Here is a 19,656-nt window from a genome sequence, read left to right on the forward strand (position 1 = left end):
TTAATAAAAATTTGAGACAATGAAAATTGCTGTTTGCCAGATAAACCCGGTAATTGGAGATATTGACGGGAACAAAGGGAAAATTATTGATGGATACAGAAGGGCTGTTACTGACGGTGCTGATATAGCCGTGTTCCCCGAATTGTCGCTGACAGGTTATCCGCCTCTCGATTTCGTCGAAAAAAAAGCATTTCGCAAAAGAGTTGTAAATGCAGCAGCAGAGATTGCATCTGAGACCAACGGTAAAACCGCACTCGTCTTCGGATCAATTACCGAGTTTGAAGACAACATCGGCACGAACATTGAAAACAGTGCCCTCTTTTGCTTCGATGGTGAAATAAAGGTTGTTCAGAACAAATCCCTGATACCGAATTACGATGTATTTGATGAGGTTCGCTATTTTGAAGCCGCAGATGAAGTGAAGGTTTTTGAATTCAAGGGTGAGACCATCGGTCTTTCAGTCTGTGAAGATATCTGGAATGACGAGGACTACTGGAAGAAGAGATTATACCCAGTTGATCCCGTTAAACAGCAAATTGAAAAAGGGGCTACACTTCTGATTAATATTTCCGCAAGTCCCTACTCCTTCGGGAAACGAAAAGCCCGTTATAAAATGTTGCAAACCATCGCTAAAAAAGACAGAGTAAAGCTCGTTTACAACTGCTGTGCCGCCGCGCAGACTGAACTTATATTCGACGGCGCGAGCATGTGTTTCAATGAAAAAGGCGAACTCGTAAAACTCGGGAAAACTTTCGAAGAGGATTATTTTATCTATGATACCTCCCTCGAATATGATGAAATCAAATCGGTCGAGTCATCATTTGAAGAGGAAGTACACAACGCACTCATTTTTGGACTTAAAGATTACTGCAGAAAGCTTAATTTCAAATCGATCTGCCTCGGTTTAAGCGGTGGTATCGATTCGGCAATCGTTGCATACTTCGCGGTAAAAGCTCTCGGAGCGGAAAATGTCTTTGTTTTAATGATGCCCTCGGAATTTTCGAGCAAAGGAAGTATTGACGATTCTTTGAAACTGATCGATAATCTTGGCATCTCACACAATACGGTTCCAATTCAACCCGTTTTTGAACAAATAAAACTGATGTTGAACCCTGTTTTTGGTGACCGTCCCGAAGATGTAACCGAGGAAAATATGCAGTCCCGTATCCGCGGACTCTATATGATGGCAATAAGCAACAAATTTAACCATTTACTTGTTACTACTGGTAACAAATCGGAACTCGCCACAGGGTATGCGACGCTTTATGGCGACATGTGTGGCGGACTCGCTGTCATTGGTGATGTTTATAAAACCGATGTTTACAGATTGTGTGAGTATATAAATCGTGATGAGGAGATAATCCCCCGCGAAATAATCGACAAGGTTCCCTCGGCTGAATTGAAACCGAACCAGACCGATCAGGACTCACTTCCCCCGTATCCCGTGCTTGACAGGATACTTGGCATGTATCTCGAGGAGAACAAGGAAGTGGATGAGATTGCTCCTGTCACCGGCGACAGGGCACTTGTAGTAAAAATGCTGAACCTCGTCGACAGAAACGAATTTAAACGGAAACAGGGCGCACCTGTTCTCCGTGTCTCAAACAAGGCTTTTGGTTACGGAAGAAGATTTCCAATAGTTCAAAGATGGAGCAGATAATGAAAAAATTGACGGCAATTGTCCTCTTTTTATCAACCATATTGTCTTTCACAACTTCAGCTCAATTCGGAGGTGGTGACAAACTCTCGCTGGGCACTCCCCTTCTCTCACGCGATATTGTGAGACCGGGCGACGAGATAAAGATTGCTGTACCTGCTTCGGTCGATGCCGGCTATCATGTTAATTCAAACAAGCCCAAAGAACCGAATCTGATCGCTACAGTTCTTTCGATTACTTCCGCCGAAGGAATCAAAACCACTGCCACGGTGTACCCGAAAGCCAAAGACTACACCTTTGAGTTCTCCGATAAACCTGTTTCTGTTTACGAAGGCAATTTTTACATCTTTGCAAAAGTCAGAATTCCGGAAAAACTTAAACCGGGCAACTACAAGCTGTCATTAAATGTGGAATATCAGGCTTGTAATGACCATTCCTGTCTCGCCCCAAACTCAGCGGCTGCCACGGTTACAATTCGCGTCGGGAAAAAGGAATCTGTTGTTACCGAGACCAACGCTGCAGCTTTTGCCGCTTCAGGCCTGGCATACCTGGATAAGTCAGCCGATGAGGAAGCCGCAAAAAAGGATTCCATTAAAAAAGCTGAGGCTGAAAGAGATTCCCTCGCAAAAATCGACAGCCTGAAAGCTCTCGAAGGGAAAGATTCTGTCGCTCTCGATTCCTATGGCTCTAAGGATTCCGCCACCGTAAATGAATCAAAAGATGATGATGTCTCCTCTACTCTCGAGAAAAGCGGACTCTTCTTCTCCCTCCTTTTTGTGTTTCTCGGTGGGCTTGCCCTTAACCTGACTCCCTGTGTTTATCCCCTGATACCGATCACCATCGGATATTTTGGCGGACAGGCTGAAGGGAAAACCTCCCGTCTCGCTCTGATGGGTTTCCTTTATGTGATGGGAATTGCGATTACATATTCAATCATCGGTGTGATAACAGCTCTAACGGGCGGTATTCTCGGCTCGCTCCTGCAGGAGTGGTATGTCCTCGTCATAATATCTTTGATTTTTGTCGGACTTGCCCTCTCACAGTTCGGATTTTATGAATTTAAGCTCCCCGACTCCCTGATGAACATGGCAGGCGGTGCGAAATCGGGACTTTTCGGTGCATTCTTCATGGGTCTTACCCTCGGAATTGTAGCCGCACCATGTATTGGACCATTTGTTCTCGGACTCGTAACCTATGTCGCAAAAATCGGAAATGTCCTCACCGGTTTCCTCCTTTTCTTCTTCCTTGCGGTGGGTCTCGGTACCCCCTATTTCATCCTTGCACTCTTCTCTGGAAAAATTAAAAGCCTTCCGAGAGCAGGAATGTGGATGGAAGGCATCAAACACATATTCGGCGTGATAATGATCGGTATGGCGATCTGGTTTATACTTCCTCTCCTTCCAAAAGAGTGGTCGGGTTACCTGTTGCCCGTTTATATCATCATCTCGGTTCCATACCTTGCAATCTTCGATCCGCTCGATGAAAAAATGAAGGCATTCAGAATTTTCAAATATGCACTTTCAGTCGTTTTCATCGGACTCGCTGTCTGGTGGTTCCCTGCAAATGCGTCGGGAAGTGAAGGTGCAAAACTGAAATTTGAGACCTATACCGACAGTTCATTCACCGCAGCCAAAGGTCAAAAGAAAATCATCATCGATTTCTATGCCGACTGGTGCATCCCCTGCAAAGAGCTCGATGCTATCACTTTCGTCGATCCCAAAGTGGTCGAAGCCGGTAAAAGTTTTGTCTCCTTCAAAGCCGACCTTACCAAATCGGGTGACGAAAAAGTCAAAAAACTCGTAAAAGATTTTAACATCAAAGGCGTTCCAACCATCCTGATCTTCAACGAAAAAGGTGAAGAGGTCTATCGCCTCACCGGCTTCGTAAACGGTGAAGAATTCCTCAAACTGATGAAAAAAGCTGATTAGTTTTTAGTTTTGATTTATTAGTTATTATTTTCTATGGCTGTTCGGAGACGGGCAGCCTTTTTTATTTTTAGCTGGACAGGTACCTGAATTATGCCCCGCTCATCGAAAAATCTTATATTTGAGGGGTATTTTTGATTCTTTAATTCTGGTTTGAAATGCGCCTGAAATATTTATCGCTTCTCGTCTCCCTGATTCTCTCCATTCCCCTCTTCCCGCAATCCGCAATCCGGATAAACCAGCTTGGGTACCAGCCTCATGCGATCAAGGTTGCTGTACTGATGTCTGAAAATGCACTTATACCGAATGAATTCACAATAGAGGATATCTTCACAGGGAAAACCGTTTTCACATCAAAAGCGATAAAACCGACTGGCTCCCTCGGAAATTTTAAGGAAACTGCCCGTCTCGATTTTTCAAAACTGACTAAAGAAGGTACATACCGAATCATCACGGGCGATGCAATATCCCCGAATTTCAGAATTTCTGACACGATCTACAATTCCACTGCCGATTACCTGCTCTATTACATGCGGCAGCAAAGATGCGGCTACAATCCATATCTAAAAGATTCCTGCCACACACATGATGGCTTCCCCGTCTATTCCGAAGATGCACCCAACCCTGATTCGCCTCAAACTTCAAACCTCAAACCTCATACTTCAAATATAATACCTGATACCTCATACCTGATACCTGTTTTGGGTGGCTGGCACGATGCTTCCGACTACCTTCAGTATGTAACCACTTCCGCTACTGCTGCATATCAACTCATGCTGGCTTACAAAAGAAATCCGCAGGCGTTTGGCGACCGGTTTGATAAAAACGGAGACCCGGGAGCGAATGGAATTCCGGATGTTCTCGATGAAGCGAAGTGGGGCCTCGACTGGTTGAACAGGATGTACCCAGGTGGTGAGGAGATGTATCAGCAGATAGCGGACGACCGCGATCATCAGATGTTCCGGCTCCCGACCGAGGATTCTGTGAATTACGGTAAGGGACTCGAGAGACCAGTCTATCGTGTGACAGGCAAACCTCAAGGTCTGATGAAATACAAAAACAGATCGACCGGCGTTGCTTCTATTGCAGGAAAATTTGCTTCAACAATGGCACTCGGGTCTGAACTGCTGCAAAAGTATGACCCTGAATTTGCAGCCACACTTCATAAAAAAGCCCTTGAAGCGTATGAGTTCGGGAAAAAATATCCGGGAGTCTCTCAAACAGCCCCTTGCAAAGCACCTTATTTTTATGAGGAAGATAACTGGACGGATGACATGGAACTGGCAGCAGCACAGCTGTATTCGGTAACTGCATCTAAAAACTATCTCGATGATGCCATCAGGTTTGGTAAAATGGAAGAGGTAACCCCGTGGATAGGTGCGGATACAGCATCACATTACCAGTGGTTTCCCTTTATCAATCTTGGGCACTGGCTTCTTGCAGGCAGTAAAACGGATTCTTCAGATCGATTTGCGGAGTTCTACCGTCTCGGACTCGAAAAACTGTATAACCGCGGGGTAATAGACCCGTTCTATATCGGTGTACCATATATCTGGTGCTCAAACAATCTCGTCTCGGCAGCGATGACTCAGGCAAAATTGTATCATGAGCTCACTAAAGACCAAAAATATCTCGAAATGGAGGCAGCACTTCGGGACTGGCTTTTCGGATGCAACCCCTGGGGTACAAGCATGATTGTCGGACTTCCGAAGTGGGGCGACTACCCCGTCGATCCCCATTCCGCTTTCACTCATGTTTACAACTACCCCGTTGATGGCGGGCTTGTCGATGGACCAATCTATTCAACCATTTTCGGTAAGCTTATCGGAATCCATCTTGCCGAACCTGATGAGTATGCAAGGTTTCAGCCCGGCAGAGCTGTCTATCATGATGACTGGGGCGATTATTCAACCAATGAACCTACAATGGATGGAACGGCGGGTCTTGCGATTTATCTGTCGTCGTTATATAAAGGTTTAGAAGGAACCACAGAGCACACAGAGAGCACAGAGGAGGATTTAAATGAAACCGCAGAGAACGCAAAGGAAAAATCCGTGGAATCCGATCAATCCGTCTCATCCGTGTTCTATTCCTGTTCCGTGTTCAATTCGACTTATTTTCTGGGTGCACTAACCCGATTGGACAGTACGAAGGAAAACATTGCTTTGGTTTTCACAGGCCATGAATTTGCGGATGGATACAAAACAATAACGGAAACATTAAAGCAACACAACATCAAAGCGAACTTTTTCTTTACGGGGGATTTTTATAGAAATCCTGAATTTGCAGAAATCATAAAAGACCTTAAAAACTCCGGTCACTATCTCGGTGCCCACTCGGATAAACATCTTCTCTACAATTCGTGGGAGAAACGGGATTCCACTCTCGTTACCCGGCTGCAATTCGATACAGATGTGATCGACAATTACAAAGAGATGGCAAAATTTGGCATATCAAAAGATGATGCTCCATTTTTTCTGCCTCCCTTTGAATGGTATAATCGGGAGATAGCTGCTTGGACAGAGGGTATGGGACTGAAACTTATCAATTTCACTCCAGGCACAAAATCGAATCAGGACTGGACGATTCCATCCGGTTCCTACTATTATTCCTCCGATTCACTTTACAATTCAATTAATAATTTCGAGAGTAAATCCCCTTCCGGACTTAATGGATTTCTGCTTTTGACGCATTTTGGCACACATCCTGAAAGAACTGACAAGTTTTATTTCAAATTAGACGAATTAATATTGTACCTTAAACAAAAAGGTTATAATTTTGTTGCATTGTAAATCATCACTTCTTTATACCTCTTTTATCGCGGAGTTTTATGGAAATCCTGAACACTATTGAATCCTCTGTTAAGGCAGCAGCCGGATTCGTCTGGGGATGGCCCCTTATCATTTTGCTGTTTGGCACTCACTTGTATCTGACCGTAAGAACGGGATTTATCCAAAAATACATCTTTAAGGCGATCAAAATCTCCTTTCAGAAAGATGAAGGAGCTGCTGGTGATGTCAGTCAGTTCGGTGCCCTTGCTACAGCTCTTGCAGCCACCATCGGAACGGGTAATATCGTCGGCGTTTCCACTGCCATTGTTGCAGGCGGTCCCGGAGCTGTCCTTTGGATGTGGTTGACGGGTATTTTTGGAATTGCAACGAAATATTCAGAAGCGCTTCTTTCTGTAAAATACCGTGTGCACACCGAATCGGGATATGCCGGTGGACCGATGTATGTTCTCGAGAGAGGTTTGAAGATGAAGTGGCTCGGAGTAATCTTCGCAGCCCTGACAGCAATTGCAGCATTTGGTATCGGAAACATGGTTCAGGCAAACTCAATAGCCCATCTAAGCAGTGACACACTTGGAATCAATCCACACATCGCAGGTGTTGTGATGGCGTTGTTTACTGCACTCGTGATCCTCGGAGGAATCAAATCGATTGCGAAAGTTTGCGAAGCACTTGTTCCTTTCATGGCGATTATCTACATCATCGGATGTGTCACCTTACTCATCGTCAATTTTTCCACACTTGGTGATACCTTCATCAATATTTTTGAATCAGCATTTACAGGAAATGCCGCCATTGGTGGTTTTGCAGGCGCAGCCATGAAAGAGGTGGTAAAAGCCGGTATTTCAAGAGGACTTTTCAGCAACGAATCCGGACTTGGAAGTGCGCCAATTGTAGCTGCCGCAGCCCAGACAAGGAACCCGGTTCGACAGGCTTTGGTCTCCTCCACAGGTACATTCTGGGATACTGTTGTAGTTTGTGCTCTTACAGGACTGGTTGTCGTAAACAGCGGGTTCTGGACAGAAAAGGGACTCAACGGCTCGGCACTCACAAGCGAAGCCTTTGGTCATGTCGGGATTATCGGTCCGATTTTTCTAACATTTTCACTTTTGACCTTTGTTTTTTCAACCATTCTCGGCTGGTCATATTACGGTGAAAAGGCCGCCGAATACCTCTTCGGTGAAAAAATACTCCTCCCCTATCGAATCCTGTGGGTAATCTTCGTTTATGTCGGTTCCGTTCAGACCCTCGATCTCGTCTGGGATTTCGCCGATCTTGCCAACGGACTGATGGCAATTCCGAACATCATTTCCCTTATCATGCTGACGAAGATTCTGAAATCGGAGACGGAGAAATATATAAATGAGGTGGAGTAGGATTTCCTGGACAGCGGGGTTTTCAAACGGAAATTGGGTCTGAATTCTTTTTCAGTTAAAAGTGTTCAGAAATGCATTTTGAGAATGGTGAGAAAATCGGTTATTTTATTTCGATAGCCTCACCCTTGTCATTTAGAAACAAGATAAGCCACGCTTTCATGTTTTCTTTCTTTTTGAGATTTTCAAGTCTAAGATAATTTTGCAGTTGCTCAATCCCGTTTCTTTTGATCTCCTCATATTTATCAGACTCATTCAGTTTTAAATATTTAAGTTCAAGAATGAACGAGTATTTTCCTTTGTAATCAGGTTGAAGTTCAAGTAGCAAATCGACATATTTCCTGTTGATCTCAAATTCACTATTAATCCTGTAAATTTGTGAAAATGAGAGAATGGTTACAAGTATGGATTTGAGGTTCAATTCACGAAAACCGCTAAGGTCACGGTTCGAAAGAGTATTTATGATTGCCGAAGTGTAGTCAATTAGTTTAGAAACTCTGCCTTCAAAACGCATTTCATCTAGAACAGGCATAAGTTCTACAAATCCCAACCCCGCCACATTTTCTTCCACCATTAGTTTCCTGATGAATTCCCAGTACATAATTTTGGAAACATAATTTGGAATGACGAATGTTACTAATTTCCCTTCTCCCGATTCCATAGTCAATAAACCGTTGTAAAACAGTAAAGAGATGAGATCCTTGCGCTCCAAACCGGTTTCAAAATCGTATTGTTGCGTGAGTTCGTCGCAAATTGTTTCGTTTTCGATAATTTCAGTGATTACATTATAGGATTCTTGCGGCTTTAGAATCCCAAGTTGTTTCTTGATTTTAGAATAATCAGAGGAAACGGAAGGATCGTACATATCAGGCGGATATTTACCATGATTGAATAAATAATTCAGGAAATTTAACAACATCTGTGGATTATAAAGTCTTTCCCTGGCATCAATGGAGAATTTACTTCCGTTGTACCATTTGCGGATATCATCAGAGATTTTTTCCGGCTCAAATTGTAGTTCTTTACTCGAAACAGCTTCGATCAATCGTCTAACCTCATCTTCGGTAAAGCCAGCCATTTTATGATATAAGGGGTCGGTCGTGATGTTTTTGGCAATATTGAATCCACTTGTCATGCTGTCTAATGTAACAGGAGTAACGCCTGTTGCAAAAAACCGGCCGATCAGACCTTCTCCTATAAATTGTTTGATTACTTCGTAAAATTTCCGGACCCAACCGTTTTGACTTACAATCTCTCTGAAATGATCGATATTAAAAGATAACAGTTCGTTCGTAAAATGGTCGTATTCATCTATTAGAATAAATATCTTACCAGAAAATCCTTTATAAATCAAGGAAGGGAAAAAGTTCGATAAAATATCAGCTGGAGTTCTTTGATTAAAAAAGGAGTCCAGTTCCGATTCTGAAAAAAATCCATAATTGGCAGCAAAGATCTTAATGCTCCCGATCACTTTATTATTGAATGCAGGTAAGAGATTATCAACATTTTCAGTGTCAATTCCGGAAAAATCAAATCTGAAAATATGGTAAGTGTTTTTTAATGCAGTGGATTGATTTGGCTGACCAACATAATATTCACCAAACAACTCATTAAAATCCTCCCGGTATTGAATTCCATAATAATGCTCCAAAACAGAAAGTAACAAGGATTTACCAAATCTTCTCGGTCTTAAAAAAAAGACATTCGGATTCGAGTAATTCTCAAGCAACGGTATAAATCTTGTTTTGTCAACATAGTATCCGTTATTTTTTATCAGAGTTTCGTAGTCTGAGGTTAAATATATTCGCTTCTTCATCTTTTAATTTTGTTTATTCGGATTTGCAAATATAACGAATAGTTATGAGTCAATCAGTTGAGTGGATAGTTGGAGAATGCGTCGATAATACAGGTTTTCGTTAAATCGTCCGATCTCGTCCGGAATTTTGCTTATCAAACGAATGGACTTATGGTAATCTCGAGGATTTTTCTCTTATAATGCACACAAAAATTTTGAAATCTGAAACTTAGAAGTATATTGGATAAGTGAATTAAAATTTCCCCCAAAAACAAATTTTACCATGCACCAGTCAATTAAAAACCGTAACAAATTAAATATCCTGAAGCCACTTGCATTTATGCTGGTGGCTTTACTCCTCTCCTCATGCTCGAATGCACAGATTCAATCGGGCAAACTGTCCCTCCCGGCAATATTCTCCAACAATATGGTGTTGCAGAGAAACAGTGAGATCACGATTTGGGGAAATGGCGCCGCCGGGAAAACTGTCGATGTAAAAGCGGACTGGGGACAAACTGCGAACAGTGTTGTTACCAAAGAGGGAAAGTGGAGCCTGAAACTGAAAACCCCGGATGCGGGGGGTCCGCACGATTTGACAATTGTCAGCGGTTATGATTCAGTTTCTTACAAAAATGTATTAATCGGCGAAGTGTGGCTTTGCTCAGGTCAGTCAAATATGGAGATGCCTCTGGGTGGCTGGCAACCCCTCGATACCATTTTTACCGCCGCAGTTGAAATTCCAAAGGCTAACTACCCCAATCTCAGGTTTTTTACTGTCGAGAGAACCACTTCCATCACTCCTGAAAATGATTGTAAAGGCTCGTGGAGCGTCTGCTCTCCTGAAAATGCTTCTGCTTTCAGTGCGACGGCATTTTTCTTTGGTAAAAAATTATTGAATGAACTTAATGTCCCAATTGGATTGATTCACTCGAGTTGGGGTGGATCCCCGATTGAAGCATGGATGGGGGCAAAATCGCTCGATAAATTTCCCGAATATAAAGAATTTCTGGCAGGCATGGCAAAAAGCAAGGAAGAATCGGAAAAACTGGAATCGTGGTTAGAAAAACTCCCCCAAATCGACATGAGAGAGAGAACAGGTGCCGGGAGATGGGAAAATCTCCACTTTCAGGATGCTGCCTTTTCCGCAGCCGGCTTCGATGACTCAAAATGGTCCATTGCAGAGATGCCCGCAGACTGGATGAAATTTGGCTTTGGTAATTTTGACGGGGTGATATGGTTCAGAACCAAAATTGATATTCCTGCAAACTGGTTGAATAAGGAGCTTACTCTCTCCCTCGGTCCAATCGATGACATGGATGTAACATTCGTAAATGGAGTTAAGGTTGGAGGATATGAAACCGAAGGTCACTGGCAGACCGAAAGAAATTACACAATTCCTGCAAAATTGGTCAACTCGAAGACGCTCGTTATTGCTGTCCGGGTCCTTGACAATATGCAAGGAGGTGGAATGTACGGACGGGCTGACAATTTCCGTTTGTCGCTAGTAAATACCAAAGAATCCCTCTCAATCGCAGGGACATGGAGATATCTTCCTGTGGCTGAATTCCGGAATCCGAAATTTTATCTCTATTCGGGCATTAATTTTAATTACACTTCGAGACCTGAAGTGACATCAGAGATTAACTTTCACTCCCCGACTGTTCTCCACAATGGTATGATCACTCCACTGGCGCCCTTTAAAATCCGGGGAGCCATCTGGTATCAGGGGGAGTCGAACACTTACAATGCCGGTCGATACAACGAACTTTTTTCTGCCATGGTGGAAAACTGGCGAACCCTTTGGAGTGACGATTTTTCATTCTATTTTACGCAGCTTGCCCCTTACAGATACGGAGAGGGTACAAACTCCCAGCTCCTGAGAGAAGCACAATTTCGGTCGATGTCAGTACCAAAAACAGGGATGGCAGTAACACTCGATATCGGAAATATCATAAATATCCACCCCGGAAATAAAAAGGATGTTGGCGAACGGCTTGCACTCTGGGCACTCGCAAAAGATTACGGAAGAAATATCGTCTACTCTGGACCCGTCTACAAAAATTTTGTCACCGAACAGGAAAAAATAATCCTGACATTTGACCATGCGGAAGGGATAAAACTTGTCCCAAAAAACGGGAATCTGAACTTTCAAATAGCGGGAACCGACAAGATTTTCCATGAAGCGGATGCGAAAGTGACCGGATCAACGGTTGTTGTTTCATCACCCAGGGTTAAGGCACCTGTTGCCGTGCGGTATTGCTGGAGCGACACTTCCGAAGCAACACTCTTCAACGGAGCCGGTCTTCCGGCATCCTCTTTCAGAACGGACAACTGGAAGTGACTCAGCAGGTGGTGATGTGATTAAATTTTACATCAACAAAACAATCAGTTATTAATATTTTTGGTTTTACAAAATCAGTTTCACGGAGAGATTATTCTATTTCAAAAAACAAGTCTGTTTGACAACAAATATAAAATCTGGCTCATCCTTTTTGGTGTAGCCCTCTTTTTTGGACTCTCATCAACGGTTTCCTCTTTCCTTTATTACATAGGAAACAATCAGGAATTCCATTGGGATGTGTATCTGCCACAAAGATTGCCGAGCTATTTCATGTGGGCTCTGTTCGTCCCGTTGATCCACTCGAAGGTTGCAAAACAGTTCAGTCATCCCGGTTCGGTTACGGAGAAGGTAATCAAACTTACGGGGTGGATAATTCTGATTTCGGTTATGCACCGTCTCCTGGCGTTCATTTCAATTGGTCTGATAATGGAAAATCTTGGCGAGATTCTTTCCACCCTTTTTTCAAATCCAAAAGAGATAATTTTACCTCTGATTTCCCTTTCTGCCGACAGTTTCATGCTTACCGTGATCATTGGTCTGACCGCCGGTGTGATCGAATACTCCCGGTTTATCAAGCAGGAAAATGTGAAACAGGAAGAGATAAAAAGAAGACTCGTCGAGTCACAACTGCAGAATCTGACGGGGAATCTTCATCCCCATTTCCTCTTTAATGCCCTTCACGGCATCTCGATGATGATTTACAAAGACCCCATGCTCGCCGATAAAATGATCTCATCCCTAAGTGATTTGCTAAGAAGCACATTCCAGAACTCCGAGGATCAGTTTATCACCCTGAAAAAAGAGATCGAGATCGGAAGAAATTATCTTTCCATTCAAAAGCTTAGATTTGGCGCCAGGATAGTTGAGACCGTTGAACTCCCGGGAATGGGTGGAGATGTGATGGTACCAAAATTTATTCTTCTGCCTCTTCTGGAAAACTGTATCAAACATAATGTCGATATCACCCCGGAATCTGTTGAAATTGGTTTAAAAGTGGCGGTTTCAGAGAATGATATTTCGATTGTGGTAAGAAACAGCAGACCTGTCAGGAAAGTAAAAGATCCCCTCCCCTCGGGTGAAGGATTAAAACAGATAAAAGCACGACTGGAAATTCTTTACGGGGAAAATTTCAAATTCAATATAAAAGAGACTGATTCCGAATATATCGTCGAAATAAATGTGCCTGTTTCAAAGCAATGATTAAAGCAATAATTGTGGAAGATGAAGTGCTCGCACGCGAAAAACTCAGGTTTTTTCTTGAAGACTTCCCCAATATTTCAGTCGTGGATGAGTGCGGTGATGCAGTTTCGGCTCTTGAAGCGATAAAAAAACACAAACCCGATTTGATTTTTCTTGACATCCAGCTCCCCGGCATTTCAGGGATGGAATTGATCCGCTCGATTACCAAAAATTCGCCCGGAGTTATTTTCACAACTGCATTCGACAATTATGCAATTGAGGCATTCGATTTCCGCACTCTCGGGTATCTGCTGAAACCGTTTGACAGGCAAAGATTCAGAACCACGATGCTGAAGGCTCTTGAAAAACTCGGGGGGACTCCCTCCTCACCTTCTCCTGCCGGCAAAATTCCCGTAAAAAAAGAGGGTGACAAAGGAAAATTTATACTTCTCGACACGAATGAGATTAATAATATCCAGTCAAACGGTAATACAATACTGATTCATACCGATACTTCCCTCTTTACCATGCAATCCACACTCGATTCAATGGAAAAACTCCTCGGCGATAAACAATTCATGAGAGTTCATCGCACTGCAATCGTGAACAGGGAAAAAATCGTCGAAATAGAAAATCTCTCGAATAACGAATATCAACTGAAACTGAAAAACGGAAAGAAAATCTGGACAGGGAGAAAATATGCCGCTGCAATTCAGACACTCCTAAAAATTTAGTCATCACGACATAACAGTTCACCACTTCAATATAACTGTTCGTCATCCCGTCGTAAAATAACCTCATCTTCATTATTTAATTGCGTTCGAATTTGAAACTTTATCAAAAGGAGCAGCCAAATGAGATATGCGATTATTTTCCTGATCTTCCTCTCTTTTGCGTTAAATGCGCAAAGATTTATTAAAATTACCGAAGGTGCCATCGTGAACGACGGAGGCGATTCCCGTTCTGTCAACTGGATTGATCACGACAGGGACGGAGACCTCGATCTTTTTGTGAGTAACGGAAAGAACGGTGGACAAAACAATTTTTTCTACCAAAACAACGGCGACGGTACCTTCACCAAAATTGATTCCATAGTGATCACAAAAGACAATTCCCCCTCAGTTGGTGCATCGTGGGGAGACTTCGATAATGACGGTTACCCCGATCTGTTTGTCTCCACATGGTACAACAAAATTAATTACCTTTACAAAAACAACGGAGACGGCACTTACACCCAACTTTCATCATCTGCCGTGATGACTGATCTGACATACTCCGAAACAGGAACATGGGGAGACTACAACAAAGACGGCTTTCTCGACCTCTATGTAACTAACAGTGCAGGCAACACACGAAACCTGCTCTACAAAAACAATGGAAATGGCTCATTTACAAAACAGCCTCAAACGGGTTTCCTGACCGACCAGTTTTTTTCAAGAAATGCCGATTTCATTGAATACAATGGGGATTTCCTTCCTGATCTCTTTGTCGTGAATGAAGGGAGTCAGAACGAGAATCTCTATACAAATCTCGGAAACGGTTCATTCAGCAGAACTGGCAATGCCCCCCTTCTGAATAACGGGGGAAGCTCCATCAGTTCAAATTATGAAGATGTGGACAACGATGGTGACATGGACATTTTCATTTCCAATGCCGAAGGCGGAAGAAACTGGCTTCTCCTGAATGACGGAAACAACAATTTTACCAAAGTTGCAGAACCTTTCAATACTGATGTTGCAAATTCTTTTTCAAGCGTTTTTGGGGACATCGATAATGACGGCGACCTCGATCTGTTTGTTTCGAATGCTTTTAATGCAGACAACACGCCAATGACAAATTATCTCTACATCAATCATGGAAACGCAATTTTCGTTCGTGATACAGTGACTCTGTCGGAACAAAAAGGATGGACTTACGGTGCAGCATTTGCCGACTATAACAAGGACGGCTGGCTCGATCTCTTTACCGCAAACTGTTTCGGAGCAAATCAGAATAATTCCCTCTATCGAAATTCAGGTGGTTCAAATAATTGGATAATGATTGATCTGGAGGGTATTAGGAGCAACCGAAGTGGAATTGGAGCGGTCGTAAAGCTCAAAGTGACTGAACACGGGACTCCCCGCTGGATGACACGACGGGTATCTGCACAATCGGGACATTGCAGTCAAAACATGCAATTGCATTTTGGGCTCGGGACAGCCACCACTATCGATTCAGTTGTCATCATGTGGAGTTCGGGGATTGTTCAGTTCGTAAATGGTCTTCTGCCCGGCTCATTCAACAGGATTGTCGAGGACACAACACTGACCGGTATAAATCCCGAGACAGATTATTCCAACATTCATGGTTTTAACCTGATGCAGAACTACCCCAATCCATTTAATCCGGAGACAAGGATTTCATTTACAACTTCAAATGCAGGTACAGTAACACTTAAAGTGTACGATATCCTCGGAAACATAGTAAAAGAGCTGATCAACGAATACAGACACGCGGGTCAGCACAGTGTAACTCTGAATGCGGAGGGGTTGAGTTCGGGAATATATCTTTATGAACTGACATCCAATGGCAACAGAAGCGTAAAGAAGCTCTCAGTGCTGAAATAATGAATCCGGAGAAGCTTCAATTATATTCATAAGTGGCAGATTTTTCGTAAATTGCCACTTATGAAAATATACAAAATAATTCTTCTGCCTGTCATTGCTCTGATTGCCATCTGCATAAACTCCTGTGCACTGTATGAGGCATCGCCCGGTCGTGCCCATGACAAATTGCTTGCAAGCTGGTTGAGTGAACCCAGATATGTCGAAACCGAACTGAGAATCACCATTAAAAACTATAAGGTGTTGCGTGGAGAGGAGCTGGTAAAAGCAAACAGGGAGATGAAAATACCCGACAACACTCCTCCATCGTTCAGAATATGGAGTTCACAACCGTTCGAGTACATCAACCAAAGGAATGTTAAATTTCTTGGGGTTTCTCCCGAACCCGATGAGAGATGGACTGATGCAGAGAATGGAAATGTAATTTTCTACTGGGATATTGCAAAAAGAATGAAAGATGGTGATTCACTCGTAATTACACGGCGATTCAGATACGATTTATTTAATTTTACTGTTCCGCAGGATATCCAAACAACAAACGCACCCGATGGCATGCTTGACGACGCAGAAAGGTATCTTGTTTCCGAGGAGTTTCTTGAGTTGACAGACAGCATTAAGGCAATGTCTGCATCTATCGCCGGGGGCGAAAATGATCCGCTAAAAAAGGCAAGGCTTTTTTATGACTGGATGAGGGGTAACATGAAATATGAATGGCCAGTCCTCGCAAGAGGTGCCGGTGAGGCACTTAAAACCTGCAAAGGTGACTGTGGCCAGTACTCCTACCTCTATATTGCCTTTTGTCGTGCTTCAAACATTCCCGCAAGACTTGTCTCCGGTTTTATGCTGGCTCCCGATACTCTAAGCTATCATGTATGGTCGGAGATTCAACTGCCCGGTCTCGGCTGGCTGCCGGTTGACTGCACCGATAAAAACGGATTTCTATCCCTCGACAACAGACGGCTTGTCACTTCCAGGGGAACTAACATCCCTCTGCCAAATGTACCGGAATGGGCGACCTGGAAAAACAGCGAAGCCCAAAACGGGAAAACCGACTTCATGCAAATGATGACAACGGTTATCAGTGGAGTGAAAGCCGAGATCTCCTCCCGGCGAATTCTTCACAAATATGAAAAGTGAACCTGCTACGGTTTGTCCACATATTCTAAAAGTTCCGCCAGATGAGGTCTACCCCAATTTGGATGGATCGAGGATGCCGGGACAAACTTTTCAAATTTTTCCTTCGCTGTAAGTAACAGTGGTTTTGCTTTTGCTTTTCCCCCACCCATCATCTCAGGTGTAAACAGGAGAATCAGCCCGCTTTGAAGGTAAGTTCTGGGGTTCTCAGGATCAAGTTCAGTGGCTGTCGCCATATATTTTGTTGCCAATGGTAGCATTGTCATGTATCTCTCCATCGGACTGATACTGATTCTGGCATACACAATTACCGATTTGATCAGATAGATCTCGGAATTGTTTGGATTAAGTGAATCAGCTCTGTTTATATAGAACTCGGCTTTGTCTATTATTTTTTCCTTGAGAACATTGTCCTTCTCCCTCATCGAATAGGCGGAATTTGCCACAGAGGCATAATACTGTGCTATCCACTCCCCTGTCTCGACATCAGCTATCCTCTCAAAATTGTTAATTAAAAGTTTCGCTGTCTCGATACTTCTTGCTGTATCAAGAATGGCAACATTTTTTTCAATGGCTTTTACCATCTTTTCATTTTGAGAGAAAAGAGAAATCATTCCAAGAACAAGTATCAAAAGTAATTTTTTCATGGCTAAACTTTATTTTTATTTGTAATCAAATGAGATAAACACTCCGACAAAATATGTTCTGAGTGCGGGTGCGATAACTTCCTGCCTCCGGGCTCCATCGGTCGAAAATCTGTATCCGTAAATATTCTCATAACCAGGCAGGTTTGTGATTGAAACATACACAATTGCAAAATTACCAAAAATGGTGGTTAACCAGCTCCCGTTAAAGCTAAGGCTGTGCTGTACGGGAGTTCTGTCACCATTAAAAACCGGATTATTCGGATTATAATAGGGTCTGCCTGAAGAAAAGGTGTAAGTGAACCCGATAAAACTGTTAAGCGCTCTGAATGCCTGTTTGTAAACCAGTGTCAGAGTGTGTTCCGAAGCGAATGTTGGAGTCGCAATTGTCGGAAAATCACGGTAGTCTCTTTCAGTATCAAGCCATGAATAAGATATCCAATAGTCAATATTTTCGAAAGTGGCGCCTCTGTCACGCCAAAAGACATCAATACCCTTTGCATAACCCGAACCGTTGTTTTTATATTCCGGGACTCCAAAAACAGGACCGGTAATATTTCTTTTCATAAGTGATTTATAGTCCTTGTAATAGCCTTCAATCCTGAATGTTGTTTTTGCACCAATATTCTGGTAGTTCAGGATATAATGATCAGCTCTTTCATAGTCAAGGTTTTTCCCCTGATAAAGAAATTGTCTGTCAGGTGTTTGATAAAACTGCCCGTAGGCAAAATTTATCTGATCATCTTCCCTGACTCTTAAAGCAAATGAAACTCTTGGAGCTATATTCGCTTTTTTAAGATAGTCTGAATATTCATACCGGGTTCCAATTCTAAAAGCTGCAAAATCAGAGAGGAAAAAATCAGTTTCAGCGAAACCTGCATAATATTTATCCTCGAGATTTGCTTTTAAAGAAGAAAATGAATCGTCTGCTTTTAAAAACCAGGTTTCGGCTCCCACAGTAAGAAATGCATTTTCAGCTATATTTTTGGTACCCTTAACCTTAAACTGATGCAGTTGGTCGTCCCGGTTTGCCGGGAAAGTATTTAACTGAAGGTCATCATTATTGTTGCTGTATGAATAGCCGGCAAAAAAGGCAACATCATTTAATACAATATCAGAATAACTCGTGTTTAGATAAAAATTTGTATTGTTGAGCTGAAAGCGGGGTTTGAATGTTGGATCATCCAGACTCTGCTGGTAAAGGGACAATTGACTGTTTGAGAAAGTACCATAAAACTTGTACATACCCGACTTGCCTGTCTTTTGGCGAAACAGAAAAGTCCCGGCTTTGCCGACAGGTGCTTCATCCCACTCAACTCTTTGTGGAATTATATTGTTATAGGGTGCCAGATTAAAATAGTCAGCGGAGACACTAACTGCAGTGTTTTCCCATCGTTGGGTGTGTACCGCATTAAATCCTGCTGCCAGAAGACCAAATGAGCTCCTCGTATCGGGCGGAAGGTCAATGCTCTTCAGGATTAATGTGGATGAAAGTGCCTGACCATACTGGGCTGAGTATCCTCCTGTGCTGAAGATCGTACCCTTAAACAATATTGCTGAAAACCTGCCTCTCTGTGGCACATCAGGAACATTGGAGAAGTAGGGATTTTGCACAATCATTTCGTCAATAATTGTTTTTGTCTCTGCTGATGAGCCTCCTCTGACAAAAAGACCTTCGGTTTCCCCAACCTGGGAGGTGCCGGGAAGTGTATTTAATGCACTTGAAAGATCACCTGTGGCTCCCGCCGTAGTCAGAATATCGAGTGGTTTCAGAACCACAGATTTCCGTTCATCTGAAGCTTCAAATGAACCTGCTGAAATTGTCACCTGCTTCAATATCTTTGAATCGGGATCGAGCTTCAAGTCGAATGTGAGCGGTTTTCCATCAAGTACAATCTTTGTCTCTTTGGTCTTGTAACCTATATAGCTCGAAACTAGTATCTGTTCACCTGTTTCTGTGGTTGTAAACTCGAAATTCCCCTTCACATCACTGGAGGCACCATCGTAACTTCCCTTTATAAAAAAATTGGCGCCCGCCAGCAGTTCTCCCTGTGTGGAACGAATCGTACCGGAAATTTTGGTTTGGGAGAAAATTGTGATTGGTAATATTAAAAGCAGTAATAAAAACTTCATAGCACTCTTGTGATTGTTTAAAATAAAACCATTGAAATTTAGTTAAAAGTTTCAAAAAGGTTATTATTTATATGATAAGCGGA

General features: G+C 42.8%; 12 protein-coding genes. 9 read left to right on the forward strand and 3 right to left on the reverse strand.

Annotated elements, in window-relative coordinates:
* Positions 1–19: 19 nt before the first annotated feature.
* From LCH52_06530 to LCH52_06545, 4 genes are all read left to right on the forward strand, one after another.
* Positions 20–1,660, forward strand: coding sequence for an NAD+ synthase (locus LCH52_06530; protein ID MCA0388134.1), 1,641 nt, complete (start codon positions 20–22; stop codon positions 1,658–1,660).
* Complete coding sequence (locus LCH52_06535; protein MCA0388135.1) at positions 1,660–3,585, forward strand: thioredoxin fold domain-containing protein; 1,926 nt, start codon at positions 1,660–1,662, stop codon at positions 3,583–3,585. Before LCH52_06530 ends, LCH52_06535 begins: the two co-directional genes overlap by 1 nt.
* Before the next feature lie 155 nt (positions 3,586–3,740).
* The gene (locus LCH52_06540) at positions 3,741–6,374 is read left to right on the forward strand and encodes a glycoside hydrolase family 9 protein (GenBank protein MCA0388136.1); all 2,634 of its coding nucleotides are present in this window, start codon (positions 3,741–3,743) and stop codon (positions 6,372–6,374) included.
* A 38-nt stretch (positions 6,375–6,412) separates the two neighbouring features.
* Positions 6,413–7,747 (forward strand): sodium:alanine symporter family protein, encoded by a 1,335-nt coding sequence (locus tag LCH52_06545; protein ID MCA0388137.1) that lies wholly within the window; start codon positions 6,413–6,415, stop codon positions 7,745–7,747.
* A 100-nt stretch (positions 7,748–7,847) separates the two neighbouring features.
* On the opposite strand, the gene LCH52_06550 is transcribed toward LCH52_06545, so the two are convergent.
* The gene (locus LCH52_06550; protein ID MCA0388138.1) at positions 7,848–9,560 is read right to left on the reverse strand and encodes an ATP-binding protein; all 1,713 of its coding nucleotides are present in this window, start codon (positions 9,558–9,560) and stop codon (positions 7,848–7,850) included.
* 262 nt (positions 9,561–9,822) lie between these two features.
* Here LCH52_06550 and LCH52_06555 point away from each other — a divergent pair, with 262 nt between their 5' ends.
* The 5 genes from LCH52_06555 to LCH52_06575 all read left to right on the forward strand — a co-directional run bounded on the left by LCH52_06555 (position 9,823) and on the right by LCH52_06575 (position 16,799).
* Complete coding sequence (locus tag LCH52_06555) at positions 9,823–11,880, forward strand: sialate O-acetylesterase (GenBank protein MCA0388139.1); 2,058 nt, start codon at positions 9,823–9,825, stop codon at positions 11,878–11,880.
* Between the two features lie 60 nt (positions 11,881–11,940).
* Positions 11,941–13,080, forward strand: a complete 1,140-nt coding sequence (locus LCH52_06560) for a histidine kinase (protein MCA0388140.1) — start codon at positions 11,941–11,943, stop codon at positions 13,078–13,080.
* A complete protein-coding gene (locus LCH52_06565; protein MCA0388141.1) occupies positions 13,077–13,793 on the forward strand; it encodes a LytTR family DNA-binding domain-containing protein in 717 nt (238 codons plus the stop codon). Before LCH52_06560 ends, LCH52_06565 begins: the two co-directional genes overlap by 4 nt.
* Before the next feature lie 120 nt (positions 13,794–13,913).
* Positions 13,914–15,665, forward strand: a complete 1,752-nt coding sequence (locus LCH52_06570; GenBank protein MCA0388142.1) for an FG-GAP-like repeat-containing protein — start codon at positions 13,914–13,916, stop codon at positions 15,663–15,665.
* Positions 15,666–15,725: 60 nt separating this feature from the next.
* Positions 15,726–16,799, forward strand: a complete 1,074-nt coding sequence (locus LCH52_06575; GenBank protein MCA0388143.1) for a transglutaminase-like domain-containing protein — start codon at positions 15,726–15,728, stop codon at positions 16,797–16,799.
* A 5-nt stretch (positions 16,800–16,804) separates the two neighbouring features.
* Here the strand turns inward: LCH52_06575 and LCH52_06580 are convergent, their stop codons facing one another.
* Together LCH52_06580 and LCH52_06585 are read right to left on the reverse strand one after the other, a co-directional pair.
* Positions 16,805–17,443, reverse strand: coding sequence for a hypothetical protein (locus LCH52_06580; GenBank protein ID MCA0388144.1), 639 nt, complete (start codon positions 17,441–17,443; stop codon positions 16,805–16,807).
* 15 nt (positions 17,444–17,458) lie between these two features.
* Positions 17,459–19,573, reverse strand: a complete 2,115-nt coding sequence (locus LCH52_06585) for a TonB-dependent receptor (protein ID MCA0388145.1) — start codon at positions 19,571–19,573, stop codon at positions 17,459–17,461.
* Between the last annotated feature and the right edge of the window lie 83 nt (positions 19,574–19,656).

The sequence above is a fragment of the Bacteroidota bacterium genome (genome assembly GCA_020161395.1).
GTDB lineage: Bacteria > Bacteroidota > Ignavibacteria > Ignavibacteriales > Ignavibacteriaceae > UTCHB3.